The sequence below is a fragment of the Embleya sp. NPDC005971 genome (genome assembly GCF_040629175.1).
Lineage (GTDB): Bacteria > Actinomycetota > Actinomycetes > Streptomycetales > Streptomycetaceae > Embleya.
Genome location: NZ_JBEXUX010000010.1, coordinates 1 through 18,215 on the forward strand (window position 1 = coordinate 1; position 18,215 = coordinate 18,215).

At 70.6% G+C, this 18,215-nt stretch carries 10 protein-coding genes; 2 read left to right on the forward strand and 8 right to left on the reverse strand.

Annotated features, from left to right (window positions below):
• Window positions 1-417: 417 nt before the first annotated feature.
• Both ABZ374_RS11685 and ABZ374_RS11690 read right to left on the reverse strand, forming a co-directional pair.
• A complete protein-coding gene (locus ABZ374_RS11685) occupies window positions 418-5,190 on the reverse strand; it encodes a DUF4082 domain-containing protein (RefSeq protein ID WP_360309605.1) in 4,773 nt (1,590 codons plus the stop codon).
• 184 nt (window positions 5,191-5,374) lie between these two features.
• Window positions 5,375-8,602, reverse strand: coding sequence for a DUF4082 domain-containing protein (locus ABZ374_RS11690; protein ID WP_360309607.1), 3,228 nt, complete (start codon window positions 8,600-8,602; stop codon window positions 5,375-5,377).
• A 232-nt stretch (window positions 8,603-8,834) separates the two neighbouring features.
• Between ABZ374_RS11690 and ABZ374_RS11695 the strand changes: the two genes are divergently transcribed.
• A complete protein-coding gene (locus tag ABZ374_RS11695; RefSeq protein ID WP_360309609.1) occupies window positions 8,835-9,770 on the forward strand; it encodes an NAD-dependent epimerase/dehydratase family protein in 936 nt (311 codons plus the stop codon).
• On the opposite strand, the gene ABZ374_RS11700 is transcribed toward ABZ374_RS11695, so the two are convergent.
• A complete protein-coding gene (locus ABZ374_RS11700; protein ID WP_360309611.1) occupies window positions 9,763-10,380 on the reverse strand; it encodes a NeuD/PglB/VioB family sugar acetyltransferase in 618 nt (205 codons plus the stop codon). The two genes, ABZ374_RS11695 and ABZ374_RS11700, sit on opposite strands and share 8 nt — an antisense overlap.
• Before the next feature lie 98 nt (window positions 10,381-10,478).
• Between ABZ374_RS11700 and ABZ374_RS11705 the strand changes: the two genes are divergently transcribed.
• Entirely contained in the window at window positions 10,479-11,534 is a 1,056-nt protein-coding gene (locus ABZ374_RS11705) for an O-antigen ligase family protein (RefSeq protein ID WP_360309613.1), read from the forward strand.
• A 538-nt stretch (window positions 11,535-12,072) separates the two neighbouring features.
• On the opposite strand, the gene ABZ374_RS11710 is transcribed toward ABZ374_RS11705, so the two are convergent.
• From ABZ374_RS11710 to ABZ374_RS11730, 5 genes are all read right to left on the reverse strand, one after another.
• Complete coding sequence (locus ABZ374_RS11710) at window positions 12,073-12,846, reverse strand: sugar transferase (RefSeq protein ID WP_360309615.1); 774 nt, start codon at window positions 12,844-12,846, stop codon at window positions 12,073-12,075.
• 87 nt (window positions 12,847-12,933) lie between these two features.
• Window positions 12,934-14,091, reverse strand: a complete 1,158-nt coding sequence (locus ABZ374_RS11715) for a glycosyltransferase (RefSeq protein ID WP_360309617.1) — start codon at window positions 14,089-14,091, stop codon at window positions 12,934-12,936.
• Complete coding sequence (locus ABZ374_RS11720) at window positions 14,084-14,899, reverse strand: polysaccharide deacetylase family protein (protein WP_360309619.1); 816 nt, start codon at window positions 14,897-14,899, stop codon at window positions 14,084-14,086. The genes ABZ374_RS11715 and ABZ374_RS11720 overlap by 8 nt, the downstream gene beginning before the upstream one ends.
• A complete protein-coding gene (locus tag ABZ374_RS11725) occupies window positions 14,896-16,473 on the reverse strand; it encodes a GNAT family N-acetyltransferase (RefSeq protein ID WP_360309621.1) in 1,578 nt (525 codons plus the stop codon). Before ABZ374_RS11725 ends, ABZ374_RS11720 begins: the two co-directional genes overlap by 4 nt.
• Entirely contained in the window at window positions 16,473-18,089 is a 1,617-nt protein-coding gene (locus ABZ374_RS11730; protein ID WP_360309623.1) for a GNAT family N-acetyltransferase, read from the reverse strand. The genes ABZ374_RS11725 and ABZ374_RS11730 overlap by 1 nt, the downstream gene beginning before the upstream one ends.
• Window positions 18,090-18,215: the final 126 nt, after the last annotated feature.

Below are 18,215 nucleotides of genomic sequence, written 5' to 3' on the forward strand. Positions count from 1 at the left end.
GTTTCTCTTTCGCGTCTCCAGCTTAGCACACCGTTTCGGCGGCTTCGCTTTCCTCGCTTTCGGCTTCCACCGCGTTTCCGCGCTTTCCGCCTTCCGGACTCTAGCAGATCCTGCGACCCGCTTTTCGTCCGTTGCTTTCCGCCTTCGAAACTCTCGTTTCCTCGGCTTCCGGCTCTTCGAGCTTAGCAGTCCTTGCGGCCTGCTTCGCTCACCGCTTCGGGCATCGGGAATTTACATTCTCCGAGGCATTTGGCGGCGTCCGCAGACTTTAGCGGAGCGCATTCCCGATCGCCTAATCGGTGATCATGGATTTGCTCGCCTCCCGGGCGGACTTCGCAACAGTACACGGCCGGGCCCGGAGCACCAAATCGCTCCGAGCCCGGCCGCTCATACCGTTCCCGCGGCGTCAGCCCAGGGTCAACGCCCCTTCCCCATCGCCGGTTTCGGGCCCGTCACCGGCTTCGGGCCGGGCAGCGTGTTCGGGCCTGCCTCCGTCACCGGGGGCGTGGTCGTGACCGTGCCGTCGTGGGTGAAGCCGATGCCCCGGAGAGTGGGCAGCGGGTGACCGTCGGTGGTGCCGGCGAGTTCCACTCGGTATTGCAGGAAGCGCGATGCGCTGCCGACCGTGTCGCCGGGGCGGGTGAGGTCCTTCCATGGTGTCCAGCTCGCGTCCGGGATGGCCGTCGTGCCGGTGCGTACCGATACCCGCAGCGTGGTGCCCTTGGGGATGTCGGCCTGCCAGTCGCCGGCCAGCCAGGTCACCATGCGGCCCGCGTCCAACGGCTTCGACACGTATGTACCGGTCGGGGCCCGGTCCAGGGTGAGTGCGTCCGGTCGGTCGCCGCTGACCGCTCCGCCGGAGACCGTGCCGTTGGTGAAGTCGAACGCGCCGGTCTCGGCGACGCCCGGCCTGGGCATCACCAGTCGGGCGCTGTCCTTCTTCTTTCCGTCGCCGCCCGACCAGGTTCCCTCGTTCCCGGCCGCGTCGACGCCGGCGAGACGGAACGCGTAGGTCTTGCCCGAGCCGAGGTGGCCGAGCTTGGCGTGGTGCTCGGTGGTCGACTGCTTCCGGTCCGCGTATATCGGGCGCACCGACGCGGCGTTGTCGCCCAGGAGCACCGAGGCGGTCGTGGGCTTGTCGGTCTTCCAGGTCAGGTCGGCGCTGCCGTCCGGCCAGGTCTTGACCGAGACGTCGCTGATCACCGGCGCCTTGCGGTCGGCCTTGGGGGTGCGGAACTCGGCGGGCTTGGCGTTCGGGGCGGGCCAGACGCTGCGCTCGCCCTTCGCGTTCTCCGAGGTGAGTCGGTAGTAGTAGGTGGTGTCGGGCTTGAGCGCGCCCAGGGCGATCTTGTGCTCGCCGGCGGTCTCCACGCTCTTGTGGGTGATCGGCATCTGGTCCGGCTTGGTGCCGAGCTGCATCTCGGTGGTCGAGGGCACGTCGGTCGTCCAGGTCAGCGTGCCCGAGCCGTCCGCCGCCGGGGCGGCCTTGGCCTGGGCGATCTGCGGTGCGACCGGGTTGGCGTAGGTCGCCGTGTAGGCGCCGGAGGTCCCGTCGAAGACGGCGTACTCGATGCCCTTGACGGTGGTCTTCTGGAAGGTGACCGGAATGCCGCCGCGGGAGAGCGCGGTGAGTGTGGTGCCGCCCGAGCCGGTCGTCGGCAACATCGTCATCAGGTTGGTCGCGGCCGCGTTCTGGTTGACGGTGAAGGTGACCGAGTTGCCGACCCTGGTGAGGCCGGTGATCGTGGACGCGTTTCGGGCGTCGGTCCAGTCCAGCAATTGTTTGGCCGAGACGATCGGGACGTTCTTCGCCTTGGCCGAGGCGATCAGGGCCTGCTCGATGTCGAGCTGGCCCACGTTGCCCACTCCGCCGTTGGCGTTCGCCGAGTCCGTGTGGTTGTTCATCACGAAGGCGCCGTAGAAGCCGTCGTTGTTGGCGCCGTTGACGAGTTGGTCGAAGGTGTCCGGATAGACCTGCTGGAATTCGTCGTTGATCTGGGTGGTGCCCTGGTAGATGTCGATCATCTGACCGCTGGGGTCGGTGAATCGCATCGGGAAGCCGGAGCCGGTGAAGAAGCCGGGGCTCGCCTTCATCAGCGGCCCGCCCCAGGTGTTCTTCCAGTAGTCCGGCATGTAGTAGTAGTTCGTGTCGAGCCGGATGCCCTTGGCGCGGGCGATCGAGGCGTTCGAGCTCCAGTCGGGCCAGGTCAGACAGTGGGTGCGGTTGGTGGTCGGCTTCAGGGGCGCGTAGCGGGTGAAGTCGTCCAGGCTGTTCTCGTACACCGCGCCGAGTTCCGCGTTGATGTCCGTCTGGGACGCGCCGGCGCGCAGTTGCGGGCAACTGCCGTTCTGGTCGACGTGTCGGGCGATCTCGAAGCCCTGTGCGGTCCAGTTCTGGACGTCGGACACCGAGGGTGCCTGGGTGCCCTGCGGTCCCGGGCCCCAGACGTAGATGGTGCCGCGCATGCACTTCCAGTTGCGCACCGCGGCGTCGCGCAGCGCGGCGATCGGGCTCGCGCAGGCCGGGTCGGAGCTGTTGTTGTTGTAGCGGGTGACCCTGCCCTGCATGTCGCTGAGGTTCTGGCCGTGGTTGTCACCGGTGGAGACCATCACGACCTTGAGCAGGTCGGGTGCGGCGGTGGCGGCGTTGCCGGGCAGGTACCAGGTGCGCGGGATCGGGGCCTTGGCGCGGTTGCCGATTTCGATCAGGTTGGCGAACAGGCGCTGCTGCTCGTCGGCCTGCGGGACCTGGACCCGGCTGAGGTCGACCCAGTCCGGATAGAACATGTCGTCGGCGCGCATCAGCGGGCCGCCGCTGTCGGAGAAGTTGTCGTTCTCGACGCCGGCCTGGGCCGGGTTGCCCTGCCGGGTCTGCACGATCGAGCGGGCCAGGTCGTAGGTGAACGCGGACGCGGTGCCGCTGCCCACGGTGCGGGTGGTCACGGCCGGGCCGAGCGGGCTGGTGCCGGTGCGGGTGTACAGGTCCGCGACACGGACCGTGCCGACGCCGCCCGGGACCGTCCACACGTCGGCGGGCCCGTGGTACTGCATGCTCAGTTGGCTGTAGATGCCGGCGCCGGCGGCGGTGCCGCTGTCGACCTTCATGTACTGGTTGGCCTGGAAGCCGCCGGAGGTGCCGAGGCCGAGCAGGCCGGCCAGGGCGGCGCGCGGGTGCATGGCGATCAGGTTGCCGCCCGCGTTGACCCACGTGGTGAGGTCGGCGACCAGTTGCGTCGAGGGGGCGAAGTCGCCGAGCACGACGGTGGTGTAGCCGTTGAGGACGGTCGCGGTGACCGCGCTCGCGTCCTTGACCGCGAACGAGTTGAGGCCCTCGCTGCGCAGGATCTCGGTGTAGTAGCAACTGAACGGGTTGGAGTCGGCCTTGATCACCAGGATCGGGCCGGTGTTGGGCGCGTCGCACGGCGGGGTCGGCGGGGCCTGGCCGGTGGTGAAGGTCCAGGTGGCGTCCGGCATCGCGTTGTCGGATCGGTCCTTGACGCCGCTTACGGTGAGTGTGTACGGGGTGCCGTAGGCCAGTTCGGCGTTCGGCTTGAGGGTGAGCTGGGTCGGTGTGGTCGGGTTGTCGAGTTCGAGCTCGGCGGGCACCGCCGTGCCGTTGCGCTTGAGCTGGAAGTTCAGGCCGGTGGGCTTGAGCGGTTCGCTGAAGGTGACCGAGGGCTGGATGCCGGAGAGCACGCCGTTGGCGTTCGGCGTCGGTGTCATGTCGGTGACGGCGGGGGCGACGGTGTCCTCGGCGTTGGTGCTGAAGACCACGTCCACCCAGTAGTTGCTGCCGTTCCAACTGTCCGTCGGGTAGCTGCTGCCGGCGTTGTACTTGTACACGCCGTTGCCGCCGTCGACGCCGTCGGCCAGGGCCGTGATCATCGAGTTGCCGACGGGTTGGGAGAACGAGGCGGTGTTGGCCGGGTAGTTGCCGTTGGGCGCGAAGTAGGACGCGACGTAGGTGACACCGGCGTGCACGGTGATCGGGGTGGGCAGGTCGACGGTCTGCCAGCCGCTGCCGGTGCGGTTCACGTTGGGCACGGTGGCCAGGCGGGTCTGGGTGTTCTTGTCCCACAGGCTGACCGCGTACGGGCCGGTGCTGCCGGTGAGCTTCCAGAACCTGATCGACTTGATCTGGCCGTCGGTGGTGGTGCGGAACTTGACGCCGACCTCGACGCTGTTGTTGTCGGTCTGGTTGGGCGTGCTCGGGCTGACCGGGCCGGTCCAGATGCTGGTTTCCACGGACTGGCTGCTGCCGGTGCCGGTGGTGAAGGACCAGGACTTGGTGGCCATGGTGTTGCCGGCGGCGTCCTTGGCCCCGGTGACCGTGACGGAGTAGCCGGTGGATACCGCGAGTGCCGCGGTGGGCTGGAAGGTCGCGGTGTTGCCGGTGTACGTGGCGGTGCCGGCGACGGCCGGGCCGCCGGTTTGGGTGACCGCCCACTGCACGGTGGCAGGCTGTACCGGCTCGCTGAAGGTGGCGGACAGCGGTGCGGCGGTGGCCACTCCGGTGGCGCTCGCGGCCGGCGTGGTCTGGGTGACCGTGGGCGGCGTGGTGTCGGCACCGGGGACGAAGGAGACGTCCACCCAGTAGTTGCCGGCCTGGTAGGAGTCGGTCGGCATGCCGCCGCCGGGGTTGTAGGTGTAGACGCCGTTGCCCTGGGTGCCGTTGCTCGCCGGGGCGACGAGTTGTTCGACGGTGTGGTCGATCGCGAAGAAGTTGTCGGTGACCGTGTAGCGGCCGCCGGGTGCGACGTAGGAGGCGATGTAGGTGGAGCCGGCGGCGACCGGGATCGGGGTCGCGAAGGTCGCGGTCTGCCAGCCGGAGGCGCTCTCGCCGGTGAAGGTCACCGAGGTCGCGGTGCCGGTCGCGGTGTTCCAGATCCGGCCGGTGTGGGTGCCGGTGTTGCCGGCGTCCTTCCAGAATTTGACCTGGGTGATCGTGCCGTTGCTGTCGGGCTTGAACCGCACTCCCACCTCGACGGCCACCGCGTCGGTGTCGGTCACGGCGCCGGCGGGGGTGGCGCCGGCGAACAGCGAGCACGGACTGCATGGCGCGGCCTGGGCCGCGGTGATCGGTGCGAACAAGGTGAACAGCAACGCGCCGATCGTGGCGAACGCGATGCTCGTCCACGTCGCTCTGCGTGGCCGGTGACCCGATCTGGTCCTGGCACGGGCAGGCTTCATCGAGTTGGTGCTCCTCAATGGCATGACGGTCGGTTCGTGGGGGTCGAAAGGGCTGTGCGGCGCACCGGATCCGGGGCGCCGTGTCCCTTTGCGAGACCGGCGGCCGGCGGATCGATGTCGATGCCGCCGGCTGCCGGGTCGGTGCCCGGTGTCGGGTCGCTGGGGCCACCCGCACCGCTGTGGGCTAGTTGGTGGTGAAGACGACGTCCACCCAGTAGTTGCTGTCGTTCCAGGTGCTGGTGGGGAAGCCGGTCCCGTAGACGTAGACGCCGTTGCCGCCGACGCTTCCGGACGCGGCGGCCTTGATCGGCCCGGTGCCGGCCGCCGAGGTCAGGCCGCCCTCGGTGGAGGAGTACCGGCCCTGGGGGGCGAAGTACGAGGCCACGTAGGTGGTGTTGGCGGCGATCACGATCGGTTGGGCGAAGTTCACCTGTTGCCAGCCGGAGGCGGTTTCACCGGTGAACGTGGCGGTGGCCAGTGCCGTGCCGGTCGAGGACCACAGCGTCCCGGTGTGCGTGCCGGTGTTGTTGGGGCCCTTGTAGAACCGCAGTCCGGTGATCTTGCCCGGCACCGTGCTGCTGAATTTGACGCCGAGTTGGATGCCGGTGGTGTCGGTGTCGGAGAGCACGGCCGGCGTCGCGGTGGCGGGCCAGATCGTGCAGGACGGATTGCAGGTCGGCGGTGGTGTGCCGCCGGCCGTGGTGAAGGACCACGACTTGGGGGCCATCGGGACGCCTTCGGCGGTTTGTGCGCCGCTGAGGGTGACCGAGTACGACGTGCCCGGTGCCAGGTCGGTGGTGGGATCGAAGGTGGCGGTCCTGGTCCCGGCGTTGTAGCTCGCGGTGCCGGCGACGGTGCTGTTGTCCGACTTCTTGAGCGACCACACGATCGTCGCGGGTTGCACCGCGAGGTCGAAGGTCGCGGCGAGGTTGCCGGCGACCGGGGCGAAGCCCGCGCCCTCCGCCGGGACGATCGTGGTGACCACCGGCGCGGGGCCGGCCGGGCCGGTGTTCGAGGTGGTGAACACCGGGTCGACCCAGAAGTTGGCGTCGTTCCAGGTCGAGGTCGGGAAACCGGTGCCGTAGCGGTACACCCCGTTGCCGCCGGAGGCGTTGCTGGCCGGTGCGGTGAGCGGGCCGCGGATGTGCGCGTTGGTCAGGCCGCCCTGGTCGGCGCTGTATCTGCCGTTGGGTGCCTGGTACGACGCCACGTAGGTGGTGCCGGCGGTCACCGGTACGGGCTGACCGAACGTCACCTCCTGCCAACCGGAGGCGGTTTCACCGGTGAACGTGGCGGTGGCCAGTGCCGTGCCGGTCGAGGACCACAGCGTCCCGGTGTGCGTGCCGGTGTTCGCGGCGTCCTTCCAGAAGCGGATTCCGGTGATGAAGCCGGCCCGATCGGGCTGGAATTTGACGCCGAGTTCGGTGCCGGCGGTGTCCGGGTCGGGCCCGGACGAGGGTTGGTCGGTCGGGGTCCACAGGGTGCATGGGCAGACGACCGGTTGCGGTGGCCCGCCGATGGTGACCGTGACGCCGGCACCGGGGGTCTCGGTCCGGGCGCTGTCGTCGGTGGCCCGGGACTTGATGGTGACCGACCCGCCCGGGCCGGTGGTGAACACGTAGGTCCAGTTCTCCCGCCCGGTGGTGGCCGGGTGCCAGGTGGCGCCGTTGTCCACCGAGACCTCGACGCCGCCGACCTTGCCGCCGGTGTCGGTCGCGGTGCCGGTGACCGTCACGTTGGCGTTGGCGGGCAGGCTGCCCCCGTTGGTGGGGGCGGTGATGGTCGAGACGGGCGGTGTGGTGTCGGTGCTCTTGACCGGCACGACCATGCCGGCCATCAGCGTGCCGGGTTGCACGCCCATGTCGGAGAAGAGGTTGATGGTGGCCTGCTGCATCGCGGTGTCCACGGTGCCGTTGGCGCCGATCCGGTAGACGTCCAGGCCCCAGGCCCATTGCACGGTGCCGGCGCCGAAGACGAGCGCGCCGCTGGGTGCGCGGTAGAGGGTCAGGCTGTGCGTCGAACTGCCGTCGGCGTAGGTCGAACCCTGGTCCTGGAGCACCGACATGCCGGACTTGACCGTGGTCGAGAGCCGGATCAGACCCGCGGGTCGGGCGCCGTTGTCCAGGTCGGAGTCCCATTCGTAGCCGAGGGTTCCGCTTCCGAGAGTGGTTTGTTCGGTGAGGCCGAGGGTGGCCAGGCGGGTGTTGCGCCACAGGCGCAGTCTGCCGTCGGCACCGTTGGCGTACATGTCGGTGGTGCAGCAGTTGACGGTGAAGATGGTGCCGGTGAGGCTGTTCTCCGGTCGGCCGCCGTCACCGGGTGGCGAGAAGCGCGGGTCGCGCCACGTGCCGGTCCACATGGCCGGGCCGAGCGGGTCGATCGACTCGTTGGCGTGGGTGTCCTTGTACGCCACCAGGTTGCGGTGGTCGGGACCGTTGCCGTTGATCCCGCCGTTCTCCCAACGGGTTTTCCAGAACACCTCGTTGCCGGAGAAGAAGGCGAGGTTGACGCCCGCGTCGCGGGCCGCCTCGACGTTGGCCCGTTGCGGGCCGGACCAGTACTCGTCATGACCCACCGACAGGAACACCTTGTGGTTCTTGATCAGTTGGCCGCGTCGATCGCTGTCCACACCGGTCGAGTACGTGACGTCGTAGCCGTTGCGCTCCAGGAAGCGCAACATCGCGAACTCGGCGTTGAACAACGAGTCCGCGGGGTTGTCGGCACGTGTCGTGAACGGCCGGTTGTAGCTGACCTTGTACGCCCGACCCACCGGCTGGCCGGTGTAGAGGTCGTTGCCGCCGTACGCGTTGTACGCCTGCCACGTGGTGTCGGACGCCTGCATCAGCAGCGCCGAGTGCGAGGCGTCGTTGCGGACCACGAAGGGGATGTGGCTCGCGCCCGAAGTACCGTCGGTGCGTGTGGGTTTGGCGATGTAGTAGCCGGACGCCGCGTCGGCGGGTACGGTCCAGGAAGCGGAGTCGGTCCAGTTCGAGCAGTCGATCAGGCCGGTCACCAGATTGTCGGTGTCGCAGTTCGACTGCTGACGCGGGGTCACCGCCGAGGCCGGGATCGTGTAGACCTTGCGGGCGCCGTTGCCGTTGTACCAACCGAGCCGGTAGATGTCGACGCGATAGGAACTCGCGGTGGTGTCGATCCGAAACTTGATCTGGCCACCGGCGTTGACGCTGATGTCGGTGGAGAAGCCCTGGATGGAGCTGCTTCCCGCACCGCTGACGTCCCATTCGGTCCGCGGGTTGCCGGTCTTGCTGTTCTCACAGACGACCGCGTTCGTGACCGGCGCGTCGCACGGTCCCGCGGCTGCCTTCGGTGTGTTCGGTGCCGCGACGATCAGCGCGAGCAACAACGCGATGAGCGTCGGAATCGTTGCTCTGCGCAGCCGCGGCCTGGGCATGTTCATGAGTGTCCCCCACCCCAACTTCGGTACCCGGGGCGGTGTCCCGGGTCCGAGATAGGGGAAAGTGTGGCGCACGTTCCAGCCTGTTGTCCGGGTTTTGCCCTCTCGTGAAGCGGCCCGTGGGTACAGTGCGGGGGCCGGGGGCGGGTCGGCCTCGGGTCGGACTTGGGGGAGTTCGAAACACCGGCCCTCGCGGGGCTGGTTCCGCACGACGGTCCGGGGGGACTTTGTGAAGGTAGTGATCACCGGCGGCGCCGGCTTCATCGGCTCGAATCTGGCCGCCGCGTTGCAGGACCACGACGTCGTGCGCGACGTGCACGTGGTCGACGACCTGTCCACGGGGTCGCTGGAGAGTCTGGCCGGTCTGAAGGTGACGTTCCATCAGGGATCGATCCTGGAGCCGGAGTTGCTCGACCGGGCGTTCGCGGGCGCGGACGCGGTGGTGCACCTGGCGGCGTTGCCGTCGGTACCGCGGTCGGTGGAGGCGCCGTTGGCCAGCCATCACGCCAACGCGACCGGCACGTTGGAGGTACTGGAGGCGGCGAGGCGGGCCGGGAACATCCACGTGGTGGCCGCGTCCTCGTCCTCGGTGTACGGCGCCAACCGCGAGTTGCCCAAGCGGGAGGACATGCGCACCGCGCCGCTGAGCCCTTACGCGGTCAGCAAGTTGGCCACCGAGTCGTATCTGATCGCCTACGGCAACTGCTACGGCCTGCCGGTGTTGCCGTTTCGCTTCTTCAACGTCTTCGGGCCCGGTCAGCCCGCCGATCACGCCTACGCGGCGGTGATTCCGCGGTTCGTGGACGCGGCGTTGGCGGGTCGGCCGTTGTCGGTGCAGGGCGACGGCGAACAGACGCGGGACTTCACCAACATCGGGAGCGTGTGTGCGGTGCTCACCGACGCGGTGCTGCGCCGGGTGGTCTCGGACATTCCGGTCAACCTGGCGTTCGGCTCCCGGACTTCGTTGAACGCGTTGATCGACTTGTTGACGCAGGTGCTCGGGCATTCGGTCGAGGTCGAGCATGTGCCGCCGCGTCCCGGCGATGTCCGGGATTCGCAGGCGGACGGGTCGCGGCTGCGTGCGCTGTTCCCGACCGCGGAGCCGGTCGAGTTGCGGGACGGGCTCGCGCAGACGGTCGCGTGGTTCCGGTCTCGGCTCAGCTGAGCCGGTCCTCGCGCGGGCGGAGCGGTCGAGCGGGTGAGCCCACCACGGTGACGCCCGCCGGTACGTCGCGGGTGACCACGGCGCCGGCGCCGACGAAGGCGCCGACGCCGACGGTCAGCCCTTGCAGGACCACGGCGTTGCTGCCGACGGTGGCGTCCTCGCCCAGGTGCACGTTGCCGGAGATGTTCGCGCCCGGGTACACGGTGCTGCGGGGGTCGAGCACCGCGTCGTGACCGATGGTGGCGTTGTAGTGGACCTGCACGTGCCGGCCCAGGGTGACGCTGCTGGAGACGTGTGCGTTGGCCTGGATCAGGCAGCCGGCGGCGATCGAGGTCTCCGGCGAGATCACCGCGCGCGGATGCACGAGGGTGACGGCGCGCAGGCCGCGTTCGTCGAGCAGGAGAGCCAGTCGGGCGCGGGCGGCCGGGGCGGCGATGCCGACCAGGTAGTCGCCGGAGTCGACGTCGGCGGGGCGCAACACCGGCAGGCCGCGCACCTTCTCGCCGGCGCGGGCGTCGTCGAGGAACGCGGTGACGGTGAGGGTGGTGGCGAGCGCGGCGTCGAGGGCTTCGCGGCCTACGCCGCCGGCCCCGCAGATGTAGAGCGGCATGAGGGACATCCTGGCATCGCCGGGCGGCCGGGATGAGCGCGCGCACTGGGGCGCGGTACGGGTCGGGCCCGGATCGTCGAGCGGAAGCGGGTTGTGCGGTGGAGGCTGACCGGGAAGGGGACCGTCGGGTCCGGGGTTGGGCGCGGTATCCGTCCCGACTCGATCTGTTGGGTGCGGCCGTGGTCGCGATGACCGCGCTGTGGGCGCTGGTGGCGGCGGCGAACCGGGCCGGCGAGCCGGCGGCGTTCCTGCTCGCGTTGTCGGCCGCCGTCGGCGGGTATGTGCTGGGGCGTTTACTGGGCGTGGGTTCCGCGTTACCGGCGCCGGCGATGGTGGCCGGCGCGGTCGCGGGGATGTCGGTGTTGTGGCCGGGCGCGTCGAGTGGGGACGCGACGGCGCCGCCGTTGCACTACGGGAATGCGAACGGCGCGTTGGTCGCGCAGGCGGCGGGGGCCGCGTGTCTGGCGGCTCTGGCGGTCGCCTCCGCTCGGTGGCGGCGCGGAATTCTGGTACTGGCGGCCTTGTTGGTGCTCGCGACGTTCGCGACCCGGTCGGTGGCGGCCGCGGTGGGCGCGCTGGCGGTGTTGTCGGCCGGGTTGTTGTCGGCGGCGGCCCGTCGCAAGGGCACGGTGGTACTGGTGTCGGCCCTGTGTGTCGTCGGCGTCGCGTTGGGCACCGTGGTGCTGGGGGTGCTCGGGACGCGTACGGGTGCTCTGGAGGGCGCGGCCGAGGCGGGTCTGACCGAGCGTCGGGTGCAACTGTGGGGCGAGGGGGCACATCTGACGAAGAGTCTTCCGGTGCGCGGGACGGGTCCGGGGATGTTCGTGACGAACAGTGCGACCGCGAGTTCGGATGCGGATGTGCATTCGGCGCATTCGTTGTGGCTGCGACAGAGCGCCGAGCAGGGGGTCCCGGGCGCGGTGTGTCTGGTCGCGCTGGTGGGGTGGGTGTACGTGCGGTTGTGGCGGTCGCCGCAGCCGGTTGCGGTGGTGCTGGTCGGGTCGGCGACGTTCACCGCTTTTCTGGTGCAGGCGTCGATCGACTATGTGGCCGAGTTTCCTGCGGTGTTGGTGGCGGTCGGGGTGCTGACAGGGGTGGCGACGGCCGGTCCGGATCACAGGTCGCGGGCACGGTCGGCGGACGGGGTCTCGTAGCGCGGGCGGGTTGTGGGTCGACCGGCGTGCGGTGGGGATTGTCTGTAATGGGTGGCTCGTTACTTTTGGGTGTTACGCCCGACTCACCCATATCCAGGGGTGCGAAACCTCAGATGATGCTCAGATCCGTGTTGTGTGACGGGCTCCGCGTCTATTTTGTGGAATCGCCGCACCACGGGCGCACCTATTTCCCAGGCAAGGGGAATGTCACGTCGATTCGCAGGTTTGTCGATCCGCGTGCAGGATTGCCGGAATCCCGTTTCGAGTTCGTTGCGGGATTTTCCAGAAAATAAGAAAAGCGGGACGAGCGGTCCGGGGGGCCGCTGCCGCACAGGTGGGTATGAGCCCTGGGTGTCCCGTGTACGTGCAGGTCACAGCGTGCCTGGGTCGCACGATCGTGTTCCGGACGATTCCGGGAAGCCCTCACCGCGATATCGCCTCGGGCCCTTCGAATACGCTGCGCGACCGGTTCGACGTGACGTCCGTGCTCGACCCCCACGATCGGGCACGGACATCCGCACATCGAGCCGTTCCCGCCTCAGGAGACCTCTTCGGCCAGCGAGTCGCCCTTCGGCCGCTGCGGTGGCAACAGCCGGGTCGGGTCGACCGGGGAGTGCGTGATCGGCGCAGACCAGACGATGGGTCTGGGCAGCGGGAATGTCTCGCCGCGGTCCTGCCGGACGGTGCCGGAGCGGGCCGCGGCCTCGCGCCCGGGATCCTCCTGGGGCAGCGTGGCGACCGGCACCGGGAAGCCCGGGTTGACGCCACCGGCGGCGGTGATCCCGCTCGGCTTGAGCAGCACGCCGACGGTGCGCCACAGGATGACCAGGTCGACCCGCAGGCCGCGGTTGCGCACGTACCAGAGGTCGTATTCGATGCGCACCGGCCAACTGAGCGCGTTACGCCCCTGAACCTGTGCCCAGCCGGTCAGCCCGGGTCGCACGTCGAGCCGGCCGCGCTGGCGTTGTGTGTAGTGCACGACCTGGCTCGGCAAGGTCGGCCGCGGCCCGATGATGCCCATCTGACCGCGCAACACATTGATCAGTTGCGGCAGTTCGTCCAGGCTCGTGGTCCGCAGCAGTTGCCCGGCGCGGGTGATCCGGGTCGCGTCGGGTTCGTCCGGATAGCGCGGGTCGTGCATGGTGCGGAACTTGAGGATCTCGAAGTCGCGGCCGTGCAGGCCGCTGCGTGTCTGGCGGAACAGTACGGGTCCACCCATGGTCGCGCGGATCATCACGTGTATCGCGAGCAGGACCGGTCCCAATAGAACCAATGCCAGCACGGCCACGGTGATGTCGAACAGTCGTCGCATGCCATGCCCCTCCCCTGGTGTGGCGTTCGGTGTGGCGTCCCTCGGGCGCCGGCGGTGTCTCCCTCACCGGCCGTCGCCCGTTGTGCGTCAAGTCCAGCCCAGGCCGCGGCGTCCGGCCACGGCCCGATAGGTGTCGATCGAGATGCCCGCGACGCGGCGCTGGTCGAATTCGGCCAGTGCGCGTCGCCGGGCGGCGGCGCCGAGTTCGGCGCGCAGATCCGGTTCGGTGAGCAGTCGGTCGATCGCGGCGGCCAGCGAGCGGGGCTCGCCGGGCGGCGCGAGGAGCAGGTGTTCGCCGTGGGTGCCGATCTCCCGGCAACCCCGGATGTCGCTGAGCACCATGGGCAGCGCGCAGGACGCGGCCTCCATGGCCGATCGTGAGAAGCCCTCGCGGTGCGAGGGCAGGACGAACACGTCGAGGGCGTTGTACACGGCGGGCATGTCGGAGCGTGCGCCGACGAATTCGACCCGGGACCCGTGCACGGCGCGCGAGACCGCGTCGGCCTTGTCCGGGTCCTCCGGCCCGATCCATACGAATCTGGCCTTGCCCGCGAGCAGTCCGGCTGCTTCCACGTATTCGAGGATGCCCTTTTCCGCGACCTGCCGCCCGACTCCGCCCACGAGCAGTTCGTCTTCGGCCACGTTCAGTGCCCGACGAACGGCCGCCCGGGCGACGGGATCGGGTCGAAAGCGGGTCAGATCGGTACCGTTGCCGACCACGCGCGCGCGCCACCCGGGCACGGCCCGGCGCAGCGTCGCGTGGTCGGTGGCGTTCTGGTACAGCTCGGCGTGCGAGGCGCGGGCGGCCAGGCCCTCGGTGCCGAGCACGAACGCCCGGCGGGCCCACGGGTCGCCGGGGCGGATCCACAGGCCGTGGCAGGTGTTGACCACCACCGGAACGCCGGTGGCGCGGCCCAGGATCCGGCCCAGCACACCGGTCTTCGGGTTGTGCGTGTGCAGCACGTCCAGGCGCAATCGGCGCAGGGTGCGCACCAGTTCGCCGGCGGCCGCGGCGTCGCTGCGCAGACTCCAGGCGCGGGTCAGCGAGTTCAGCGGTACGTGGGTGACGCCCAGCGCCTCGATCTCGGGGACGTAGGGGCCGGCGGCGCTGATCCCGTAGGTCTCGAAGCCGGCCGCGACGTCCTCCTCCAGTTCGGTGCGCAGGAGCAGGGCCAGGCTCATGTCGATGGTGGTCAGGTGGGCGACCCGCAGGGGTCGACCACCCGGCCCGCGCGGCTCACGCATGGGCACCGGCCCGCTTGCCCAGGCTGACCACGGCCGCGTAGGCGCGTTCCTGCGCGAGCCGGCCGCCGAGTTTGGCGCGGAAGAACGCGGGTGGGTCGGTACGGCGGACCGGGACCCGGCGCAGCCGGATCGGGTCGCAGCCGGGGAGGTTGCGGCCGAGCACGCCGGTGGCGGCGCTGCGGAACCGGCAGCGCAGGGCGTGCTCCATGTCCGGGACGGCGATGCCCCACGGGTAGGCGAAGTGGGCCGGGCGCAGCCCGAGTCGACGCTCGACGTCGTCGGAGGCTTCGTCGAGTTCGGTCGCGGTGAGTGCCTCGGGGCGGGCGTGGCTTCGGGTGTGGTTGCCGATGGTGGCCAGGCCCGATTCGGCCAGTTCGGCGACCTGCTCCCAGCTCAGCGCGGGGGATCCGCCGCTGGTACCGGTGGAGCCCTCCCAGCGCATCTGTTCGCCGATGCAGCCGGTGGCCAGGTAGAGGGTGAACGGCAGCGCGCGGGCCCGCAGTTCCGGCCAGGCGTTGGCGTACACGTCGGCGAAGCCGTCGTCGAAGGTGAGCACGATCGAGGGTGTCGGGTCGCCGGCCGCGAGCCGGTCCACGGCGGTGTCCAGCGAGACCACGTGCGCGCGCGGGAGCAGGTCGAGCTGGGTACGGAACGCGTCTGCGGGCAGGTCGAGTTCGTCCCGGCTGCCGCCGCCGACCCGGTGGTAGATGAGCAGTGTCGCGCCGGGCGCGGGATCGCGGCCGAGCGAGGTGGCGGCCAGGCCGCGCTTGAGCGTGGCGCGCACGCGGTCGCCGCTGATGGCGGTCATCGGGTGGTGCCCTTCGGGGTGAGCCGGGTGGGATGGGTACGGGCGAGCGGCCACGGGATCGGTTCGCTTTCCCGCCGGAGCGGGGTGCCGGCGCGGCCGCCGGGGTCGAGCAGGTGCAGCCGCAGGGTCTCGCCCAGGGCGGTGGCCACACTGCGTACCGCTTCGTCGGGCTCCCACGCGTGTGGGTGCTCCCGGTCGGCGCCCAGCGCGGCGACGGTGTGCACGGTGCGGTCCGCGCCCAGGTGCACCAGGGTGTGTGGCTCCTCGCCGACCAGCCACCACGTCTCGCCGCGGGTCCGGCCCCCGTCGACCACGTCGGTGCCCCGATAGCCGCAGGCCAGCGCGATGGGTCGGTTGTGCTCGGCGCCTGCTTCGTGGACCGGGTCGAGCTTGTGGCCGGCTTCGCCGTGTGGGTTGATCGCGGGCGGGATCACCGTCTCGGCGACCAGGGTGGGTTGCTCGGCCGCGGGCTTGGCGCGGCGGACCCGAAGGTGTTGTTCGACCGACATCCGGGTGGCTCTGGCGAAGCCGCGGACGGGCAGGGTGGCGGCCAGCAGGCGTCGGTCGCGGATCGCCTCGATGTCCCACAGGGCGGGGCGCTCGGGGGCCAGTCGCAACTTCTGCGGGGTGCGGGTGGGCATCAGGTCGACCAGGCGCGGGCTGCTGCCGGCGGGCCAGGGTTCGGTCAACACCCGTTCCTGGGCCTGCCATTGCACCACGGTGCCGATGCCGAGCGCGGCGAAGCGCTCGTCGTAGGCGGTGGAGTGCCAGGTGGCCACGTCGCCCAGGCGGAACCACAGGTGCATCGCGGCGGGGATGCCGTCCACCCGCAGGATGTACAGCCGGGCCCAGTCGTGCCGAGCGGCGCGGGCGATCAGTTCGCGGCGGGCCTCGGCGGCGGCGGGTTGCAGCGGGCCCTTCCAGCTACGGGCGAACAGGTCGGTGTAGAGGGCGAATCCGGCGTCCAGGTCGCGCTCGGATCCGGTGTCGGCGCCGGCCAGTTCCTCGACGGTCAGGTCCCAGTGCGCGCGCACCCGGGCGGCGAAGCGATGTGCGTAGCGGTCGAAGCTGCGGAATCGGGCCTTGTGGCCGGCCCAGCCGCCTTCGACGCCGGCCAGCATGTCGCAGGCTTTTTCCCGGGCGGAGACGGTGTAGCCGCACGCGCGCAGTCCGGCGATCAGCCGGTGGGTCTCCGGGTCCCGGCTGGGCATCCGGTGCAGGCGCAGTTCACGGATGCCGGTGCGGGCGAGGGCGTCGGCGATCGAGTCGGCGCCGTGCGGTTCGTCGGGGTGCACGACCACGTGGCTGCGGGGCCGGCGGTGTGCCGAGAACACTCCCCAGCGTTCGGCGCCGATCCGCTCCAGCGGCAGCAACGCGCGCGGCTGGTCGGCGTCGTCGAGTACGGAGACCACCCGGATGTCGTCGAGCGGGTCGTGGTGGCCGTGCAGGGTGGAGGCGAACCACGCGTGCGTGTCGAACGGGTCGGCGTGCACGCCGCGGGCGGCCACGAGCCGGTCCCAGGACGCGGCGAACGCGGCGTCGATCTCCAGCGGGTGCATCGGGCGGGCGTGCATCAGGCCCCCTCGGCGCGGCTGAGCGCACCGCGGGCGTCGGTGCCGGCGGCGGACGTGGCGGCCTCGGCGGCCGTGCCGGGCACGGTGGTGACCGGGTCGGCTCCGGTGGGGGCGAGGCCGGCGGTGGGCGGGCCCCACGCGCGGGGCCAGCGCAGGCGCGGGTCGCGCACGGGCACCTCGTCCAGGTACCGGACGGGCGACGCGAGCAGGTCGGCCAGCATCAGCGCGATCGCCTCCAGGGTGTAGGTGGGGTCGTAGCGCACGACCTCGCGCAGGGTGGGTACGGGTTCGTGGTGGTCGACGCGGGCCACCGCCAGCGGGCCGGTGCCGATCCGATACCAGCGGTCGTCCGGCCCCCAGTCGGCCCGCATCTCCTGCGGGCCCCGGCGGGCGCAGGCCACGGTGAGCAGGCGCAGCGTGGGTTGGTCCAGGGTCAGCTCGGCGGCGGCTCGGGTCGGGATCTCGGTCGCGGGTCGGGCCTCGAACCGGCGGGCGGTGCCCGAGGAGCCGGGGTCGACCGCGGTCACCCGCGCGCGCAGGCCGCGGACCCGGGCCCGGGTGGCGATCGGGATCGCGCGTTGCGCCTCGCGGGCGCCGCGCAGCAGCGGCAACACCCGGCTGGGCACCCGGGCGGCGCACATGTCGAGCAGGGCTGGTCGTTCGGTGCTGACCCGGTCCTTGAGCGGGCTCGCCCCGGGCAGCAGGTCGATCAGGGTCAAGCCGCCTTCGGCGAAGGCAAGTTCCTGGGCGCGCCAGTGCACCACGTTGCCCGGGGAGAGCATCGCGGCGGCCGGGTCGTAGGCGACCGTGTGCCAGTGCACGACCGGGCCGATGCGTACGCCCAGGCAGGACGCGATGGCGCGGTCGTCGGCGTAGAGCACGTACAGCCGGGCCATGCCGCGCCCGTCGAGGGCCTGGGTGAGCAGTCGGCGGCGCTCGGGCGCGGCGCCGAGTCGGCCCTTCCAGCTCAGGTCGAACAGTTCCTCGTGGTCGGCCAGGCCGGCCGCCAGCGGCGGGGTGTCGGGCGCGCCGAAGGCGGCCACCCGCAGCTTCCACAGTTGTCCGGCCCGCCGGGTGGTCTGGGCGATCGCGCTGTCGAAGCCTCGGTGTCGGGCCCGGTAGCCGGACCAGCCGTCGGGGGTGGCCTCGATCATGTCGGTCATGCGTTCGCGCACGTCCACCGCGTAGCCCGCCTCGCGCAGCGCGGCGACGAGGGCGTGTGTGGCCGGGTCCCGGCTGGGCAGGCGCTGGAGCGTCAGTTCGCGGATGCCGGTCCGGCGCAGTTCCGCGACGAGTTGGCGCAGTACGGCGGGCTCCGGCTCGGGTGTGCCCAGCACGACACGTGTCCGTTCGCGTTGGCCGCGGCCGAGTTCGTGGGCGCGGCCGGCCGAGTCGAGCTCCAGCGGGAGCAGGGCCAGCGGGCGCCCGGCGGCGAATACGCCGGGTATGCGCACGTGTTCGGCCCGCTCGGGGCGGCTTGCCACCCACGAGGACGCCCACGCGTGTGTATCGAAGACGTCTGCCTGGACCCCCCGTCCCACCACCAATTCGTCCCACGCACGAGCCAGATCGGCATCGATCTCCTCGGCGCGCAGGGTCGATGCACGATTGACCATCGCCTGGCCCCCACCTCGCGGTCCCGATGTGAGCAGCATCGGAACGTTTGTGCCCAACCGGCGTCCCCCGCCCCCACACGGCCGGGACACGAGTCGCCCGCCGACCAGATTAGGCCGGATGGGTCA

Bases quoted from the DNA above. Each gene is read 5' to 3' on its own strand.
- ABZ374_RS11710 (WP_360309615.1), bottom strand. From the start codon at position 12,846: ATGCGACGACTGTTCGACATCACCGTGGCCGTGCTGGCATTGGTTCTA.
- ABZ374_RS11730 (WP_360309623.1), bottom strand. From the start codon at position 18,089: ATGGTCAATCGTGCATCGACCCTGCGCGCCGAGGAGATCGATGCCGAT.
- ABZ374_RS11725 (WP_360309621.1), bottom strand. From the start codon at position 16,473: ATGCACGCCCGCCCGATGCACCCGCTGGAGATCGACGCCGCGTTCGCC.
- ABZ374_RS11720 (WP_360309619.1), bottom strand. From the start codon at position 14,899: ATGACCGCCATCAGCGGCGACCGCGTGCGCGCCACGCTCAAGCGCGGC.
- ABZ374_RS11700 (WP_360309611.1), bottom strand. From the start codon at position 10,380: ATGCCGCTCTACATCTGCGGGGCCGGCGGCGTAGGCCGCGAAGCCCTC.
- ABZ374_RS11690 (WP_360309607.1), bottom strand. From the start codon at position 8,602: ATGCCCAGGCCGCGGCTGCGCAGAGCAACGATTCCGACGCTCATCGCG.
- ABZ374_RS11715 (WP_360309617.1), bottom strand. From the start codon at position 14,091: ATGCGTGAGCCGCGCGGGCCGGGTGGTCGACCCCTGCGGGTCGCCCAC.
- ABZ374_RS11685 (WP_360309605.1), bottom strand. From the start codon at position 5,190: ATGAAGCCTGCCCGTGCCAGGACCAGATCGGGTCACCGGCCACGCAGA.